Source organism: Propylenella binzhouense (genome assembly GCF_009866965.1).
Lineage (GTDB): Bacteria > Pseudomonadota > Alphaproteobacteria > Rhizobiales > Afifellaceae > Propylenella > Propylenella binzhouense.
In genome coordinates, this window is record NZ_SPKJ01000083.1 from 1 (window position 1) to 17,803 (window position 17,803).

Genomic DNA, 17,803 nt, shown 5'->3' on the forward strand with positions numbered 1-17,803 from the left:
GCCCTGCCCGCCGCCGCCCGGAGCCTGCTGCTGCGCTCCCCCGCCACCCGGCCCGGCACCGCCGGCCGCCGGCGGACCGCCCTGCGGAATGGGAGGCGTGCTCGTCTGCGCATCCGCGCCCGTAACGGCGAGCGCCGCCGCCAGCGCAATGCCGCCCAGCCAATAGCGTCTCATCGGAAATCTCCCGTTCTGTCGGTTATCGCCTCCTGCTGACGGAGGCGCGTAGCCAATCGACGGGGAGCCAATCGGTTCCGGTCCGAGACCTTTGCTGGCTCAGCTAGCTAGCTGAATTTGAAAGAGAAAATCACCTTTGAGCGGGCCCGCCGAAGCGGGACGGCATCAATGGGTGGCAATCCATTCCCGCGCCGCCCGCAGGGCGCGGGCGATCTCGCCCGCGCTCAGCTCGCTCGCAATCTCCTCCCGGTGAAGGATCGCGCTCCGGCTTCCGCGCTGGGCCGCGAGGTTGAACCACTTGTGTGCCTCGACGAGATCGGCCCGGCCGGTCCGCCCGACCGAGAAGTTGATTCCAAGACGGAAGAGATCGTCGGCCGACCCAACCATCTCGGCGGCTGCAACAGACATTGTTCGACCCCAAGTTCCCGTTTCTCTCCAGCGAGTTCTTCCTCGCCGTTCACAGGACCGATGGTGGCCCGATCCGTTCACTGTGACGTTAATTGACGCGCTTAACGGAAGCTGACCGCAACCTTAAAGGAGCGTTGCGGGGCCTTGGCGATATTGAGCCAAGTTGCAGAAGAGATTGAATTATTTCCCGGAAGCCGAGGCGGGGTGCCCGGCTTCCGATTCAGGGTCTCTTCACCACGCCGCAAAGCAGGGCGCCAGCGCAAGCATGCGCGGCCGGCGATCCGGGCTTTCGAGGAGGCTGCAAGCGGGCCCGGCAGGCGGCGCCGTCACTTCATCCGGCAGAGCACACAGGCGTAGAAACCGTCCGTTCCGCTGCGCCGTGGCGAGAACAGAAACCAGTCGTGGCGCGTCGCGAGCGGCACGGGCCGGGCGCCGAAGGCACCACGCCAGGCGTCCTCGGCAGGCACGATCCGAAAATCGGGGTGCGCGTCGAGAAAGGCCGTCACGCGGGCCTCGTTCTCCTGCGGGAGCACCGAGCAGGTGGCGTAGACGAGGCGGCCACCCGGGCGGACGAAGGGCGCGGCGCCGGCGAGCACGGCATCCTGCTCGGCCGTGCGGCGGACGACGGCCTCCGCCGTCAGGCGCCACTTGGCGTCGGGGCGCCTGCGCCAGACCCCGGAACCGGAACACGGCGCATCGACAAGCACGCGGTCCATCCGGCCCTCGAGGCCGGCAAGCGCGTTCTCCTCCGGCGGCCGCACCTGGACGTTCCGGACGCCGTTCCGCTTCAGGCGCTCATAGATCGGCGCGAGCCGCAGCCGATCGCCGTCATAGGCGAAGATCTGGCCCTTGTTCTCCATGGCCGCGGCGAGCGCGAGCGTCTTCCCGCCGGCACCGGCGCAGAAATCGAGGACCTGCTCGCCCGGCCTCGCGCCGGCCAGGAGCGCGCAGAGCTGGCTGCCCTCGTCCTGCACCTCGTAGCGGCCGCGCTGAAAGCCTTCCTCGGCCTGGACGTTCGGAAGCCGGCGGCGGACGCCGCCCGGGGCGATCCGGATGCCCACCGGGGAGATCGGCGCGGGCTCAGCGCCGAAGCGGGCGAGCTGCTTCAGAACACGGTCGCGGTCGCCCTTGAGCGTGTTCACCCGGAGATCGAGCGGCGGGCGGCCGGCGAGCGCCGCCCCCTCCTCCACCCACGCCTCCTCGAAGGCTTCCTCGAAATCCGGCACGATCCAGTACGGGATGTCGGCCTGCACGTAGCCCGGGGCCTTGGACAGGTCCGCCGTCGCGAGCCGCTCGACGACTGCTTCCGGGATCAGGCGCGGCGCATGCGGATCGTCGGCGAGCGCCTGGTTGAGGAGGGCCGGACTTTCGCGCCAGACGCAGAGGACCGTGCCCATCGCGAGCGCCCACGGCGCGTCGTCTCCCATCCGCCAGGCGATCGAGAGCTTCCGGCGGAGCGCATCGTGGACGAGGTCGCCGATCGCCGCGCGGTCGCTCGAGCCGGCGAAGCGATGCGAGACGCCCCAATCGCGCAGCGCCTCGGCCACCGGCCGGTGCCGCTCCTCGATATCGGCGAGGACCTCGATCGCAGCGGCAATCCGCCCCGGCAGCCGCATGGCGGATCAGGCCCCGACGGGACGCCGAGCGACCGGCCCGATCCAGGCAGGAACCGGAGCGCGGAGCACGGCCGGCCTGCTCATATCGCACCCGGATAGTTCGGGCTCTCGCGCGTGATCGTGACGTCGTGGGCGTGGCTCTCGCGCAGCCCGGCGCTCGAAATCCGGACGAACTCGGCCCTGGCGCGGAACTCGTCCAGGCTGCGCGCGCCGACATAGCCCATCGCCGCCCTGAGGCCGCCGGCGAGCTGGTGCAGGACGCCGGCGGCGGGGCCCTTATAGGCGACCTGGCCCTCCACACCCTCGGGCACGAGCTTCAGCGCATCGCGCACTTCGGCCTGGAAGTAGCGGTCCGCGGAGCCGCGCGCCATCGCGCCGACCGAGCCCATGCCGCGATAGGACTTATAGCTGCGGCCCTGGTAGAGATAGACGTCGCCGGGGCTCTCCTCGGTGCCCGCCAGCAGCGAGCCGACCATGGCGACCGAGGCGCCGGCGGCGAGCGCCTTGGCAAGGTCGCCGGAATATTTGATGCCGCCATCGGCGATGACGGGCACGTCGCCCGCCGCCTCGACCGCCTCGATGATCGCGGTGAGCTGGGGGACCCCGACGCCGGCCACGATCCGGGTCGTGCAGATCGAGCCGGGGCCGATGCCGACCTTGATCGCGTCCGCGCCGGAATCGATGAGCGCCTTGGTGGCGTCGGCGGTGGCGACGTTGCCGGCGACGACCTGGACCGCGTTTGAGAGCCGCTTCACCGCCGAGACGCTCTTCAGCACGTGCTCGGAATGGCCGTGGGCGGTGTCGATCACGATGACGTCGCAGCCGGCCTCGAGGAGCCGCTCGGTGCGGGCGAGCCCGGTCTCGCCGACGGTGGTGGCCGCGGCGACCCGCAGCCGGCCCTGCTCGTCCTTGCAGGCGTTCGGATTGAGCCGCGCCTTCTCGATGTCCTTGACAGTGATGAGGCCGATGCAGTTGTCGTCGGCGTCGACGACGAGCAGCTTCTCGATCCGGTACTGGTGCAGGAGCCGCTTCGCCTCGTCCTGGCTGACGTTCTCGCGCACCGTGATGAGGTCCTTGCGCGTCATCAGCTCCGCCACCGGCTGGTCCGGGTCGGAGGCGAAGCGCACGTCGCGGTTGGTGAGGATGCCGACGAGCCGGCCCGCGACCTGGCCGCCGGTGCCGCCGTTCTCCACGACGGGGATGCCGGATATGTCGTAGCGGCGCATCAGCGCCTTGGCGTCCGCGAGCGTCGCCCCCGGTCCGATGACGACCGGATTGACGACCATGCCGGATTCGAACTTCTTGACCTGGCGCACCTGCTCCGCCTGGGCATCCGGATCGAGGTTGCGGTGGATGACGCCGAGGCCGCCGGCCTGCGCCATTGCGATGGCGAGCCGCGCTTCCGTGACCGTGTCCATCGCCGCGGAGAGGATCGGCATGTTGAGCCGGATGCTGCGGGTGAGCCGCGTGCCGATCTCCGTCTCGGCCGGCAGCACCTCGGAGCGCCCGGGCCGCAGGAGCACGTCGTCGAAGGTCAGCGCCTCGCGCCCAGTGACGACATCAATGATCCGGGCCATGCCACACCTCGGGGTCGTAACGGCCGGCCGCCGTCCGGGGTGGACGGCGCTGTGAATCGGCGCGCGGGGTTGGCGGGGGTGATTAACACGGCCCTCCCGGCTTGCAAATTGGAAAGTGCCCCGATCCCGTCCCCGGACATGCGTCGAAACGCGCCGGCAACGCGGCGTTTGCGGCCGCCGAGACGGACCGCGCAGCGCGTTTGCGCGGCGCCTTCCACCGGCGTATGAGCACCTGCCCCCGAGGCTCTCTCCGACCATCGCCGTCCAGGCCGCCAGCCATGCCCGACCGGATCCTCCTTCCACTCATCGTGGCGTGTGCGCTCTTCATGGAGAACCTCGATTCCACGATCCTCGCCACGGCGCTCCCGACGATCGCGCGCGAGTTCGGCACGAGCCCCGTCCACCTGAAGCTCGCGCTGACGAGCTACCTGCTCTCGCTCGCCATCTTCATCCCCGCGAGCGGCTGGATGGCCGACCGGTTCGGCGCCCGGCACGTGTTCCGGATGGCGATCCTGGTCTTCACGGTGGGCTCGATCCTGTGCGGCCTCTCCTCCTCGCTCCCCGGCCTCGTCATGTCACGGATCGTCCAGGGCATGGGCGGCGCCATGATGGTGCCGGTCGGCCGGCTCGTGATCCTGCGCTCCATCGAGAAGCGGGACTTCGTCGGCGCGATGGCCTGGCTCACCGTGCCGGCGCTGATCGGACCGGTGACCGGGCCCCCGCTCGGCGGCTTCATCACCACCTACCTGCACTGGCGATGGGTCTTCTTCGTGAACGTGCCGATCGGCGTGCTCGGCCTCGTGCTGGCGACGCTCTACGTTCCCGCGATCCGCGGCGACGCGGGCCGGCGCTTCGATTTCGTCGGCTATTTCCTGGCGGGGCTCGGGATCGCCGGCTTCGTGACCGGCTCGACCTCGCTCGGCCTCGGAATCTTTCCCGGCCCGGTCGTGGCCGCGCTGCTTGCCGCCGGGACCGGCTCGCTCCTCCTCTATTACCGGCACAGCCGGAGGGCGCCCGACCCGATCCTCGACCTCACGCTCTTCCGCATGCCGAGCTTCCGCCTCGCCCTTGTCGGGGCCTCGCTCTTCCGCGTCGGCGTGGGCGGCACGCCCTTTCTGCTGCCGCTCATGATGCAGATCGGCTTCGGCATGACGGCCTTCCATTCGGGGCTCATCACCTTCGCCTCCGCGCTCGGCGCGATGTCGATGAAGTTCTTCGCGCCGCCGCTCCTGAAACGCTTCGGCTTCCGCCGCATCCTGATCGCGAACGCGTTCGTCGCCGCCCTCTTCATCGCCATTCCGGCGGTCTTCACGCCCGCCACTCCCGTCGCGGCGATGATCGCGCTGCTGCTGATCGGCGGCTTCTTCCGGTCGCTGCAGTTCACCAGCGCGAACGCCCTCGTCTTCGCCGACGTGCCGCCCGGGCGGATGAGCCATGCGACGAGCCTCTCGAGCGTCGCCCAGCAGGTGGCGCTGAGCGTCGGGATCAGCATCGGCGCCATGGCGCTGGAATTCGCCTCGCGCCTCGGCGGCGGCGAGATCAATGTGGACTCGTTCCGCCCCGCCTTCGTCGCCATCGGGGCGGTCGCGGCGCTCTCGGCCTTCGTCTTCATGCGGCTGGGGGGCGACGTCGGGATGGAGCTTTCCGGCCATGCCGGCGGGCGGAGACGCTCGGGCGGCGCGGACGGCGCCGACGCCCCCGGCTGACCGCCGGCCGACGGACAGGCTTCCGAATCCTTCCGGAAGGTAAACGAACCCTCTCGCGCCGAACGAGAAAGCCGGCAATTCCGCGACGGCCGCCGGGCCGTGGCTAACGAGGTGTAAACAAACCAATAACACCAAATTTACATTTGATTGCGACGATGCCGGTCACGAATTCCAGTCAGGGGACCACTCGTGGAAAGCCTGCGCAGGCTGCTCGCCTTTCTCCGGAGGGAGGACGGCAACGTCGCCATGATCTTCGCCTTCACCGTCATCCCCATCATGGGGCTGATGGGATTCGCGGTCGACTACACACGCGCTTCGGATGCCCGCACGCAGCTGCAGACGGCGCTCGATTCGGTGGCCCTCGCCGCGGCCAAGAGCTCGAACGACATGACGGATGCCGAGATCAGGCAGATGGTCGAGACCCGGCTGGCAAAGATCGCGCCGGAGAAGGACTACAATTACAAGGTCGAGAAGGTCACCCGGGACAAGGGGACGGTCCGCATCGAGGCGTCCGGCCAGCTGGACACGGTCATCTCGGGCGTTCTCGGCATCAACCTCATCGACATCTCCGCCTCGTCCGAAGCCACCTGGAGCACGGGCAAGATGGAGATCGCGCTCGTCATCGACGACACCGGCTCGATGAACCAGAACAACAAGCTCGTGCAGCTCAAGAAGGCGGCGGGCGCGCTCATCGACGCCGTCGGGACGTCCGACCCGGACGACGTGAAGCTCGGCATCGTCCCCTTCAACACTCAGGTCAAGCTTCCCACGAGCTACAGCAGCAACAGCTGGATCATGTTCAAGCCGAGCTGCAGCTTTCTGGACCTGCTCTTCGGCAGGTGCAAGAACCAGGACCTGTCCTCGCAGTCGAGCTGGCAGGGCTGCCTCGCCGACCGCGGGGACAATCCCTACACGACGAACGTCTCCGGCAAGGACTACGACACGAACGACACGCAGGGGTCGGGCGACGCCTACAAGTACCCGGCGGTGAGCTGCGCCTACAGCACGCTTCCGGAAATCGTTCCCCTCAATACAAATCTCGAGGCAGTGCGCGCCAAGATCAACAACATGGCCGCCGACGGCAACACCAACATCACGATCGGCCTCGCCTGGGGCCTGAGCATGCTGTCTCCGGACGCGCCGCTCACCGAAGGGGTGGCGTGGGGCACCAAGGACCTCACCAAGGTGCTGATCCTCATCACCGACGGCGAGAACACTCAGAACCGGTGGACCAGCGACACGAGCAAGATCGACCAGCGCACCAAGCTCGCCTGCACGGCGGTCAAGGGCCAGAAGATCGTGCTCTATACGGTCCGCCTGCAGGACGGCAATGCGAGCCTGCTCAGCCAGTGCGCCTCGAACGGCGACACCTATTTCAACGTCGAGAACGTGAACGATCTCGTCCCCACCTTCAAGGCGATCGGCGAGCAGCTCTCGGATCTGCGGATCTCGAAGTAGCCGCCGGGCGGAACCCGGCCCGCCTTGCGGCGGGCCGGCCGGGCTTCAGGCCGCGCCGCGGAAGCCGGTCGCGAGCAGGTAGAGCTCCGGGCTGTCCGGGCGGCTCGCCGGCGGCTTGACGTGGCGGACCGTGGCGAAATCCCGCTTCAGGTCGGCGAGAAGCGTGCCCTCGGTGCCGCCGCGGAACACCTTGGCGAGGAACGCGCCGCCGGGGGCGAGCACCTCGCGCGCGAAGGCCGCCGCCGCCTCGCAGAGGGCGACGATCCGCAGGTGGTCCGTCGCCTTGTGGCCGGTCGTCGGCGCCGCCATGTCGGAGAGCACGAGGTCGGCCTGGCGGCCGCCCAGCGACCGCTTCAGCTGTTCCGGCGCGTCGGGATCGAGGAAGTCCTTCTTCAGCACCACGACGCCCGGCAGCGGCGCCATGTCGAGATAGTCGATCGCCACCACCCGCGGATCCGCGTCGGTGGAGCCGACGCGCCGCGCCGCGACGTCCGACCAGCCGCCGGGCGCGGCACCGAGATCGACGACGCGCTGGCCGCGCTTCAGGAGATGGTAGCGGTCGTCGATCTCGATCAGCTTGTAGGCCGCACGCGAGCGCTCCCCTTCCTGCTTCGCGCGGGCGACATAGGGGTCGTTGAGCTGCCGCTCCAGCCAGCGCTGCGAGGACGGCTTGCGCTTGCGCGCCGTCTTCACCCGCTCGTGCAGCCCGCGATGGCCGGATCCGGCCTTCTTCATGCGAGCGCGCCCGCGCCCTCGTGGCGGAGGCGCCGCGGCCCCCTGAGGAAGCCGTCCGCCCGCATCATCTGGACGAGGATGCCCTCGCGCAGCCCGCGATCGGCGACCCGCAGCCGGTCGCACGGCCATTCGCGCCGGATCGCCTCGAAGATGGCGCAGCCCGCCAGCACGAGGTCCGCCCGCTCGCGGCCGATGCAGGGATTGGAAACGCGCTGCTCGTAGCTCATGGCGGTGATCTTCGCCATCATCCGCCCGATATCGGCGTCGTCCATCCAGAGCCCGTCGACATGGCGCCGGTCGTAGCGCGGGAGATCGAGATGGACGCCGGCGAGCGTGGTGACGGTGCCGGACGTGCCGAGGAAGTGGAACCGGCGGCGCGACACCGCCTCGCGGAGCGCCTCGCGGGCGCGGAACCGGTGGAACTCCGCCCGGACGGCCCCCACCATCGCCTCGAAGATCGCCGCGTCGACATCGACGCCGCCGAAGCGCTCGGCGAGCGTCACCACGCCGACCGGCAGCGAGACCCAGGCCCGCATCAGCCCGTTGCGCCGGGGGCCCCGCTGGCAGTCGAGCCAGACGATCTCCGACGACCCGCCGCCAATGTCGAACAGGACGGCGCCCTCCGTCCCGGGATCGAGGAGCGCGCAGCAGCCCGCCACCGCCAGGCTCGCCTCGGTGCGGCGGTCGATGATCTCGAGGTCGAGCCCGAGATCGGCCCGGACGCCGGCGAGGAAAGCCTGCCCGTTCGCGGCGCGCCGGCAGGCTTCGGTCGCGATCAGGCGCGTGCGAAGGACCGCGCGCTCGCCGATCTTCTGCCGGCAGATGCGCAGCGCCGCGAAGGCGCGGCTCATGGCGCCCTCGCTGAGCCTGCCGGTCTGGGCCACGCCCTCCCCGAGCCGCACGATGCGCGAGAAGGAATCGACGACGCGGAAGGTCTCGTTGCGCGGCTCGGCGATGAGGAGACGGCAATTGTTGGTGCCGAGATCGAGCGCGGCGTAGAGCGGGCCGTGCGCGCCGTGCCCCTTGCGGTGGCCGGCATGGCGGGAGGGCGGCCGCGAAGAAGGCTGCGCGCGGCCATCATGGGCCGCCCTGTTTTCGGTCGGTACAGTGCCGCGTTCGGCAGGATCGTTCCTCCCGAACAGGTCCTCGGTCAGTTCCAGTCCGCGTTCCGGCTCCGACTCCGCCTTCGCTGCACCCGACCCAGACGCCGTCGCGGCGTCCGAGAGGTTGATCATGTCGAATTCGCCTTCCCGGGCGACCGCCGACCGGCGGCGCCCGAATGCCTGCGTTGCGGGGCAGAATAGCAAGGGGCGGCGGAGTTGTGAAACCCCTCGGCTGCCCGCGACGGGCCCGCTCGATCAATTTCCGGGCGGGCCCGTTGCGTGGGCACGAGTGGACCCGTCGCGTGGGAGAAGCCGCGTCGGCATGGGAGGCGTCGGCCGCGGCGCGCCGCTGATGCGGGGAAGGCTGGACAAACCGGCCCGGCCGCCCCAGATGAGCGTCATCGCCGCGCCGGATCGCGAACGGCCCTTGGGCCTTGTCACGCGGGCGATGCGGTGATAGCCAGACGCCGCCGCCGGAAGACGGCCGTCCCGTTGGGGGATAGGTTAACGGTAGACCCACGGACTCTGACTCCGTTAGTCCTGGTTCGAATCCAGGTCCCCCAGCCACCTCTCCGGACAGTCGCCTCGCCAGCCGGGAAGCCCCGCTTCCAGGGCACGCAGCACATCCTGCGCGCCGCCGGCGGGAAGCGCCGCCCCTCCTCCGTCGAGGCCCCCGTCGCCCGAGGCCCCCCGTCGCCCGAGGCCCATCGTCGCCCGAGGCCCATCGTCGCCCGAGGCCCATCGGTTCCCGAGCCAGCGTCCCCGCCCGCGCCCCGCCGCTTCCGGGCGCCGCCTGTGGCCGGCGTGCCGCCCGCGCGCTATAGGGGCTCCTGGCGATCCTTGCACATTCCCGGTTGCGCCATGATCGAGAAGCTGGAATTCCTGATCGCGCTCGCGCAGGAGCAGCATTTCGGCCGCGCCGCGGAGGCCTGCGGCGTCACCCAGCCGACGCTTTCCGCCGGCATCAAGTCGCTCGAGGACACGCTCGGCGTGCTGCTCGTCCAGCGCGGCTCGCGCTTCAAGCAGTTCACGCCGGAGGGCGAGCGCGTGCTGCTCTGGGCGCGCCGGATCGTCGGCGACAGCCGCGCCATGCGCCTCGACGTCGCCGCGCTCCGGCGCGGCCTCTCCGGGCACCTGAAGATCGCCGCGATCCCGACCGCGCTCGCCATGGTCGCCGAGATCACCACGCCCTACCGGCAGAAGCACCCGAACGTGCGCTTCACCGTCATCTCGCGGACCTCGATCGAGATCCTGGGCCTGCTCGAGAACCTCGAGATCGACGCCGGCATCACCTATCTCGACAACGAGCCGCTGGGGCGGGTTTCCGCGGTCCCCTTCTACGAGGAAAGCTACCGCCTCATCACCTCGGAGGAAGCCCCGTTCGGCGACCAAGCGAGCGTGACCTGGGCGGAGGTGGGGACCGTGCCGCTCTGCCTGCTGACCCCCGACATGCAGAACCGGCGGATCATCGACGACCTTCTCGCCACCGCCGGCGCGCGCGCCATGCCGACGCTCGAATCGAACTCCGTCGTGGTGCTCTTCTCCCATGTCCGCACCGGCCGCTGGGCGACCGTGATGCCGGAACGGCTGGCCGAGTCGCTCGGGCTCACCGACCGCGTGCGATCGATCCCGATCGTGGAGCCGCAGATCACCCACGCGATCGGGCTCGTGGTCCCGGACCGCGACCCGATGACACCCCTCACCGCCGCGCTCGTCGCCGAAGTGCGGAAGGCCGCCGGATCGCGGGCGCCTCGATAGAAGTTTGCTATCGCGTCACGGGACGTCTTTATTGAATGACGATCGGACAGACTGCACTCTTTCGGAAGAAACGACGAAGGATGCAGCATGTCGAGCGAAACGGATGTCGCCGTGGAGCGCATCATCGCGGCCCACAGGGAGACGGAAGGGGCGGCCCTTCCGATCCTCCTCGCGGTCCAGGAGGCGCTCGGCCACGTTCCGGACGCGGCGATCGCCCCGATCGCGGCAGCGCTCAATCTGTCGCGCGCCGAGATCCACGGCGTGCTCACCTTCTACCATGATCTCCGGCGCGAGCCTCCCGGCCGCCACGTCCTGAAGCTCTGCCGCGCCGAAGCGTGCCAGGCCTCCGGCGGGCGTGCCCTCGAAGCGGCGGCGCAGGCACGGCTCGGGGTGGATTTCGGCGAGACCACGCCCGACGGCCGGGTCACGCTCGAGGCGGCCTACTGCCTCGGGCTCTGCGCCAGCGGGCCGGCGGCGCTGGTGGACGGGCGGCCGGTCGCCCGGCTCGACCGCGCCCGGCTCGATGCGCTGCTGGCGGAGGCGGGGCGATGAGCGTCCGCCTCTTCATCCCGCGCGACGCGGCGGCCGTCGCGCTCGGGGCGGACGCGGTCGCGGCGGCGCTCGCGGCCGAAATCGGCTCGGATGCCGAGATCGTGCGGACGGGGTCGCGCGGCCTGTTCTGGCTCGAGCCGATGGTCGAGGTCGCCACCGGCGCGGGCCGGATCGCCTACGGCCCGGTCTCGGCCGCCGACGTGCCGTCGCTCGTCGCCTCGGGGCTGCTTGCCGGCGGGGAGCACGCGCTGCGGCTCGGCCCGCCGGAGGAGATCCCCTTCCTCAAGCGGCAGACGCGGCTCACCTTCGCCCGCTGCGGCCTGGTCGACCCGCGCTCGCTCGAGGACTACCGGGCGCATGGCGGCTATCGCGGCCTGGAGCGGGCGCTCGCGATGGACTCCGCCGCGATCGTCGACGCGGTGAAGCTTTCCGGCCTGCGCGGGCGCGGCGGCGCCGGCTTCCCGACCGGCATCAAGTGGGACACGGTCCGCCTCGCCGCGGCCGACCGCAAATATGTCGTCTGCAACGCCGACGAGGGCGACAGCGGCACCTTCGCCGACCGCATGCTGATGGAGGGCGATCCCTTCCTCCTCCTCGAGGGCATGACGATCGCCGGCCTCGCCGTCGGCGCGGAGAAGGGCTTCGTCTATCTGCGCTCGGAATATCCGCTCGCGCAGGTCGCCCTCGAGGCGGCGGTCGCGGCGGCGCGCCGGGCCGGCCATCTCGGCGCCGACATTCTCGGCTCGGGGCGCCGCTTCGAGATCGAGGTCAGGATGGGCGCCGGCGCCTATGTCTGCGGCGAGGAGACCGCGCTCCTCGAAAGCCTCGAAGGCAAGCGCGGATTGGTCCGCGCCAAGCCGCCGCTCCCCGCCCACAAGGGCCTCTTCGGCCGGCCGACCGTCGTCAACAACGTCATCTCGCTCGCCGCCGTGCCGTTCATCCTCGCCGAGGGCGCTGAGGCCTATCGCGACCACGGCATGGGGCGCTCGCGGGGCACGATGCCGGTCCAGCTCGCCGGAAACGTCCGCCATGGCGGCCTGTTCGAAACCGCGTTCGGCATCACGCTCGGCGCGCTCGTCGAGGAGATCGGCGGCGGCACCGCGAGCGGGCTGCCGGTCCGCGCGGTGCAGGTCGGCGGTCCGCTCGGCGCCTACTTTCCGCCGGCGCTCTTCGACACCCCGTTCGACTACGAGGCCTTCGCCGCCCGCGACGGGCTGATCGGCCATGGCGGGATCGTCGTCTTCGACGACACCGTCGACATGGCCGAGCAGGCCCGCTTCGCCTTCGAGTTCTGCGCGATCGAATCCTGCGGCAAGTGCACGCCCTGCCGGATCGGCTCGACGCGGGGCGCCGAGGTGGTGGCGCGGATCCAGGCCGGCGATGACGTCGCACGCAACCTCGCGCTCGTCGCCGACCTCTGCGAGACGATGAAGTTCGGCTCGCTCTGCGCGCTCGGCGGCTTCACGCCCTATCCGGTGACGAGCGCCCTCGTGCACTTCCCGGAGGATTTCGGCCGGGCGGGCGACCGCCTGCAGGCCGCGGAATAGGAGACGGACATGCCCCTCGTCCAGGAGACCGATTACGGCACGCCGCGATCGAAATCGGAGCGGCTCGTCACGCTCACCATCGACGGGACCGCCGTCGCGGTGCCGGAGGGCACCTCCGTCATGCGGGCGGCCGCGGAGGCGGGAACGAAGATCCCGAAGCTCTGCGCGACCGACATGCTGGAGGCCTTCGGCTCCTGCCGCATGTGCCTCGTGGAGATCGAGGGGCGGAACGGCACGCCGGCTTCCTGCACCACGCCGGTCGCGCCGGGCATGGTGGTCCACACCCAGACGGAGCGGCTCGCCCGCATCCGCAAGGGCGTGATGGAGCTCTACATCTCCGACCATCCGCTCGACTGCCTGACCTGCGCGGCGAACGGCGACTGCGAGCTCCAGGACGTGGCCGGCGAGGTGGGGCTGCGCGAGGTCCGCTACGGCTATGCGGGCGAGAACCACGTCTTCGCCAAGGCCGACGGCGCGCCGAACGACAAGTGGATGCCGAAGGACGAGTCGAACCCCTACTTCACCTACGACCCGTCGAAATGCATCGTCTGCTCGCGCTGCGTGCGGGCCTGCGAGGAGGTGCAGGGCACCTTCGCGCTGACGATCGCCGGCCGCGGCTTCGACAGCCGCGTCTCTGCGGGCATGATGGAGCCGTTCCTCGGCTCCGAATGCGTCTCCTGCGGCGCCTGCGTGCAGGCCTGCCCGACGGCGACGCTGACGGAGAAGTCGGTGATCGAGATCGGCCAGCCCGAGCATTCGGTCGTCACCACCTGCGCCTATTGCGGCGTCGGCTGCGCCTTCAAGGCCGAGATGCGCGGCAACACGGTCGTCCGCATGGTCCCCTACCGGGACGGCAAGGCGAACGAGGGGCATTCCTGCGTGAAGGGGCGCTTCGCCTGGGGCTACGCCACCCACAAGGACCGGATCACGAAGCCCATGATCCGCGAGAAGATCACCGATCCCTGGCGCGAGGTGAGCTGGGACGAGGCGATCGCCCACGCCGCCTCGGAGTTCAGGCGCCTGCAGGCGACCTACGGGCGGAACGCGATCGGCGGCATCACCTCCTCGCGTTGCACCAACGAGGAGACCTATCTCGTCCAGAAGCTGGTGCGCGCCGGCTTCGGCAACAACAACGTCGATACCTGCGCCCGCGTCTGCCATTCGCCGACCGGCTACGGCCTGAAGGCGACGCTCGGGACCTCGGCCGGCACGCAGGACTTCGCCTCGGTGGAGGCGGCCGACGTCATCATGGTGATCGGCGCCAACCCGACCGACGCGCATCCGGTCTTCGGCTCGCGCATGAAGAAGCGGCTCCGGCAGGGCGCGCGCCTGATCGTGATCGATCCGCGCCGGACCGACCTCGTCCGCTCCCCGCATATCAGCGCCGACTACCACCTCCAGCTCAGGCCCGGCACGAATGTCGCGATCATCAACGCGATGGCGCATGTGATCGTGACGGAGGGCCTCGTCGACGTGGCCTATGTGCGGGAGCGCTGCGAGCGCGCCGACTTCGAGAGCTGGGCGCGCTTCATCGCCGATGACCGCCACGCCCCGGAGGCGGTGGAGGCGACCACCGGCGTGCCGGCCGAGGACGTCCGCGCCGCCGCCCGGCTCTACGCCGCCGGCGGCAATGCCGCGATCTATTACGGCCTCGGCGTGACCGAGCACAGCCAGGGCTCGACCATGGTCATGGGCATGGCGAATCTCGCGATGGCGACCGGCAATATCGGCCGGGTGGGCGTCGGCGTTAACCCGCTGCGCGGCCAGAACAACGTGCAGGGCTCGTGCGACATGGGCTCGTTCCCGCACGAGTTCCCGGGCTACCGCCATATCTCCGACGACGCCACGCGGCAGATGTTCGAGACGTTCTGGGGCCGCGCGCTCGACCCGGAGCCGGGGCTCAGGATCCCGAACATGCTCGACGAGGCGGTCTCCGGCGGCTTCAAGGGGCTCTACGTGCAGGGCGAGGACATCGCCCAGTCCGATCCCGACACGCAGCACGTGACCGCCGGGCTCGCGGCGATGGAATGCGTCGTCGTGCAGGACATCTTCCTCAACGAGACGGCGAAGTTCGCCCATGTCTTCCTGCCGGGCTCCTCGTTCCTCGAGAAGGACGGCACCTTCACCAATGCGGAGCGGCGGATCAGCCGCGTGCGCAGGGTCATGCCGCCGATGGCCGGCATGGCCGACTGGGAGGTCACGATCGCGCTCGCAAGGGCGCTCGGCTGCGCGATGGACTATGCGCATCCGAGCGAGATCATGGACGAGATCGCCGCGCTGACCCCGACCTTCGCCGGGGTCTCCTTCGCGAAGCTCGACGCGCTCGGCTCGATCCAGTGGCCGTGCAACGAGGCCGCCCCGGAGGGGACGCCGACCATGCATATCGACCGCTTCGTGCGCGGCAAGGGGCGGTTCATGCTGACGGAGTTCGTGGCGACCGAGGAGCGGGCGGGTCCCCTCTTCCCGCTGCTGCTGACGACCGGGCGGATCCTCTCGCAGTACAATGTCGGGGCGCAGACGCGCCGCACCGAGAACATACGCTGGCACGGCGAGGACGTTCTCGAGATGCACCCCTTCGACGCGGAGAACCGGGGCGTGCGCGACGGCGACCTCGTCTCGGTGGAGAGCCGGTCGGGCGAGATCGCGCTCCGCGCCAGCATCACCGAGCGGGTCCAGCCCGGCGTGGTCTACACCACCTTCCACCACCCGATCTCCGGCGCGAACGTGGTGACGACCGACTATTCGGACTGGGCGACGAACTGCCCCGAATACAAGGTGACGGCCGTCCAGGTGCGGCGGACGAACGGCCCGGCGCCCTGGCAGGAGCGCTTCCTGGAGGAGAGCGTCGCGATGCGCCGGATCGGCGTGCTCGACGCCGCGGAGTGACGACATGGCCGAGAACGCCGCGAAGCTCGTGCGCATGGCGAACCAGATCGCCGAATTCTTCCGCCCCTATGGCGACGCGGAGGCGGTCGCGGGCATCCACGAGCACATCGATGCCTTCTGGACCCGCAGCATGAAGGCGGCGCTCCTCGCCCATGCCGAGGCGGGCGGCGAAGGGCTCGCCCCGCGCGTCGTCGAGGCGCTCGAGCATTTCCGCGGCGGCCGGAGCCCGATCCACAAGGCGACGGCAGGCCCGGCCGAAGCGGGCCTGGCGGAGAGCGACGCCGGATGAGCGCCGCCGCCTGGCCGGACCCGGCCGAGGCGCCGCCGCCTCCGGCGGCGCGGCAGGTCTTCCGGCGCGTCTTCCGCTCGGGCGAGACGACGGAGGGTCCGCGCGTCCTCGCCGAGGAGGTCGCCGTCGCGCTCAGCTATGACGGCAGCACGCATGCCGTGATGATGGCGACGCCCGCGGAGCTGGAGGATTTCGCCGTCGGCTTCAGCCTGACGGAGCGGATCGTCGAGGAGCCGGAGGAGATCGAGAGCATCGCCGTCCTCGCGACCACCGACGGCATCGACCTGCAGATGAGGCTCCGGACGGGCCGCGCGGAAGCGGTCGCCGCGCGCCGCCGCCATCTCGCCGGTCCGACCGGCTGCGGCCTCTGCGGGATCGAGAGCCTTGCCGAGGCGATGCGGTCGCCGCCGCCCGTGCCCCGGCGGATGCGGATCGACGCGTCCGCGCTGGGCGAGGCGGTCGCGAGCCTTTCCGGCCTGCAGGCGCTCTACCGCCAGACCGGCGCCGTGCACGGCGCCGCCTTCTGGCGCCCGGCGGAGGGAATCGTGCGGCTGCGCGAGGATGTCGGCCGCCACAACGCGCTCGACAAACTCGCCGGCGCCCTTGCCCGCGACGCGATTTCGCCGGCAGGCGGAGCGGTCCTGCTGACGAGCCGCCTTTCGGTCGAGATGGTGCAGAAGGCGGCCGTGCTCGGCGCGGAGGTGCTCGTCGCCATCTCCGCCCCGACCGGCCTTGCGGTGCGGACCGCGGAGGCCGCCGGCATCACGCTCGTCGCCATCGCCCGCGCCGACGGCTTCGAGGTCTTCACCCGCCCGGAGCGGCTGCGCGCCGGGCCGGCCGCCCGGTCCTGAGGCCCCGCCGAAAAGAACGTGGACGGCCCGCGGCGGGGGCCTTACTCGTCGCCTCCTTGCAACCGGCCCGGGAGCGAAGATGACCGACCTCACACTCTCCGTCGCGATCGGCGACTACGACAGAAACCGAGCGCTCGCGACCGGCGCCGTCGGGATCGACGGCGTCGATCCGGTCGTCATGATGCTGAGCCCGGAAGAGATCTTCTTCCGCGCCTTCCGGCACGCCGAGTTCGACATTTGCGAACTGTCGCTCAGCAGCTTCGCCGTGAAGGTGGCCGACGGCACCTGCCCCTATGTGGGCGTGCCCGCCTTCGTCTCCCGCGCCTTCCGGCACACCTCGATCTACATCCGCACCGACCGGGGCATAAAGAGCCCGGCCGATCTGCGCGGGCGCCGCATCGGCACGCCCGAATACCAGCTCACCGCCTGCGTCTGGGCGCGCGGGATCCTGGCGGATCACGGCGTGCGGCCCGCCGACGTGACCTGGGTCCGCGGCGGCATCGAGGAGCCCGGACGGCCGGAGAAGGTCGCGCTCGCGCTGCCGGCGGACCTGCGCATCGAGAGCGCGCCGGCCGACCGGGGCCTCTCCGACATGCTCGCGGAGGGCGAGATCGACGCGATCGTGACGCCGCGGGCGCCGTCCTGCTACGATCGCGGGCATCCGCATGTCGGCTGGCTGTTCCCGGATCCGGTCGCCGCCGCGAAGGACTATTACGCGCGCACCAGGATCTTCCCGATCATGCACCTGGTCGGGGTCCGCAAGGAGCTCGCGGCCGAACATCCCTGGCTTCCGGCGGCGGTCCTGAAGGCGTTCTCCGCCGCCAAGGCCGCGGCGCTCGCCAAGCTTTCCGACACCTCCGCGACCAAGGTGACGCTGCCCTTCGTGGAGGAGCAGCTGAAGGCGGCGCGCGACCTGATGGGGCGGGACTTCTGGTCCTACGGCATGGCCGCGAACCGGCACGCACTCGACGCCTTCCTCGACATGCACCACGCGCAGGGGCTCTCGCCGCGCCGCCTGGCGGTGGAGGAGCTCTTCCACCCGGCGACGCACGAGACCCACAAGGTGTGAGCCGGCCGCCCGGCCGGTGCCGGGCGGCGCCGCGGCCGCAGGCCGGGCGGGGAGCGGGCCCGCCACGCGCGAGC

14 protein-coding genes and 1 tRNA gene are annotated in these 17,803 nt (G+C 70.5%); 10 read left to right on the forward strand and 5 right to left on the reverse strand.

Annotated elements, in window-relative coordinates; all coding sequences use genetic code 11:
- Window positions 1–339 precede the first annotated feature (339 nt).
- The 3 genes from E4O86_RS17985 to guaB form a co-directional block, all read right to left on the reverse strand.
- Window positions 340–582 (reverse strand): hypothetical protein, encoded by a 243-nt coding sequence (locus E4O86_RS17985; protein WP_161141936.1) that lies wholly within the window; start codon window positions 580–582, stop codon window positions 340–342.
- 326 nt (window positions 583–908) lie between these two features.
- Entirely contained in the window at window positions 909–2,198 is a 1,290-nt protein-coding gene (locus E4O86_RS17990) for an RsmB/NOP family class I SAM-dependent RNA methyltransferase (protein WP_161141937.1), read from the reverse strand.
- Window positions 2,199–2,278: 80 nt separating this feature from the next.
- Window positions 2,279–3,775 carry an IMP dehydrogenase gene (guaB, locus tag E4O86_RS17995; protein WP_161141938.1) on the reverse strand — a complete coding sequence of 499 codons (1,497 nt, stop codon included), beginning with the start codon at window positions 3,773–3,775 and terminating at the stop codon, window positions 2,279–2,281.
- A gap of 278 nt (window positions 3,776–4,053) precedes the next feature.
- On the opposite strand from guaB, the gene E4O86_RS18000 reads away from it, so the two are divergent.
- Both E4O86_RS18000 and E4O86_RS18005 read left to right on the forward strand, forming a co-directional pair.
- A complete protein-coding gene (locus E4O86_RS18000) occupies window positions 4,054–5,481 on the forward strand; it encodes a DHA2 family efflux MFS transporter permease subunit (RefSeq protein WP_246206476.1) in 1,428 nt (475 codons plus the stop codon).
- Between the two features lie 189 nt (window positions 5,482–5,670).
- Window positions 5,671–6,939 (forward strand): pilus assembly protein TadG-related protein, encoded by a 1,269-nt coding sequence (locus tag E4O86_RS18005; protein ID WP_161141940.1) that lies wholly within the window; start codon window positions 5,671–5,673, stop codon window positions 6,937–6,939.
- 45 nt (window positions 6,940–6,984) lie between these two features.
- Here E4O86_RS18005 and E4O86_RS18010 read toward each other — a convergent pair whose 3' ends face one another.
- Together E4O86_RS18010 and E4O86_RS18015 are read right to left on the reverse strand one after the other, a co-directional pair.
- A complete protein-coding gene (locus tag E4O86_RS18010; protein WP_161141941.1) occupies window positions 6,985–7,674 on the reverse strand; it encodes an RlmE family RNA methyltransferase in 690 nt (229 codons plus the stop codon).
- The gene (locus E4O86_RS18015) at window positions 7,671–8,909 is read right to left on the reverse strand and encodes a Ppx/GppA phosphatase family protein (protein WP_161141942.1); all 1,239 of its coding nucleotides are present in this window, start codon (window positions 8,907–8,909) and stop codon (window positions 7,671–7,673) included. Before E4O86_RS18015 ends, E4O86_RS18010 begins: the two co-directional genes overlap by 4 nt.
- 361 nt (window positions 8,910–9,270) lie before the next feature.
- On the opposite strand from E4O86_RS18015, the gene E4O86_RS18020 reads away from it, so the two are divergent.
- The 8 genes from E4O86_RS18020 (at window position 9,271) to E4O86_RS18055 (ending at window position 17,729) form a co-directional block, all read left to right on the forward strand.
- A tRNA-Gln gene (locus E4O86_RS18020) sits at window positions 9,271–9,344 on the forward strand.
- Window positions 9,345–9,638: 294 nt separating this feature from the next.
- Complete coding sequence (locus tag E4O86_RS18025) at window positions 9,639–10,535, forward strand: LysR family transcriptional regulator (protein WP_161141943.1); 897 nt, start codon at window positions 9,639–9,641, stop codon at window positions 10,533–10,535.
- An 87-nt stretch (window positions 10,536–10,622) separates the two neighbouring features.
- Entirely contained in the window at window positions 10,623–11,087 is a 465-nt protein-coding gene (locus tag E4O86_RS18030; RefSeq protein ID WP_161141944.1) for a formate dehydrogenase subunit gamma, read from the forward strand.
- Window positions 11,084–12,634 carry an NADH-ubiquinone oxidoreductase-F iron-sulfur binding region domain-containing protein gene (locus E4O86_RS18035; RefSeq protein WP_161141945.1) on the forward strand — a complete coding sequence of 517 codons (1,551 nt, stop codon included), beginning with the start codon at window positions 11,084–11,086 and terminating at the stop codon, window positions 12,632–12,634. Before E4O86_RS18030 ends, E4O86_RS18035 begins: the two co-directional genes overlap by 4 nt.
- A gap of 9 nt (window positions 12,635–12,643) precedes the next feature.
- On the forward strand, window positions 12,644–15,520 hold the full coding sequence (gene fdhF, locus E4O86_RS18040; RefSeq protein WP_161141946.1) for a formate dehydrogenase subunit alpha: 2,877 nt from the start codon (window positions 12,644–12,646) through the stop codon (window positions 15,518–15,520).
- A 4-nt stretch (window positions 15,521–15,524) separates the two neighbouring features.
- Window positions 15,525–15,809, forward strand: a complete 285-nt coding sequence (locus tag E4O86_RS18045) for a formate dehydrogenase subunit delta (protein WP_161141947.1) — start codon at window positions 15,525–15,527, stop codon at window positions 15,807–15,809.
- Complete coding sequence (gene fdhD, locus E4O86_RS18050) at window positions 15,806–16,660, forward strand: formate dehydrogenase accessory sulfurtransferase FdhD (RefSeq protein WP_161141948.1); 855 nt, start codon at window positions 15,806–15,808, stop codon at window positions 16,658–16,660. Before E4O86_RS18045 ends, fdhD begins: the two co-directional genes overlap by 4 nt.
- Before the next feature lie 79 nt (window positions 16,661–16,739).
- Entirely contained in the window at window positions 16,740–17,729 is a 990-nt protein-coding gene (locus E4O86_RS18055) for an ABC transporter substrate-binding protein (RefSeq protein WP_161141949.1), read from the forward strand.
- Window positions 17,730–17,803 lie beyond the last annotated feature (74 nt).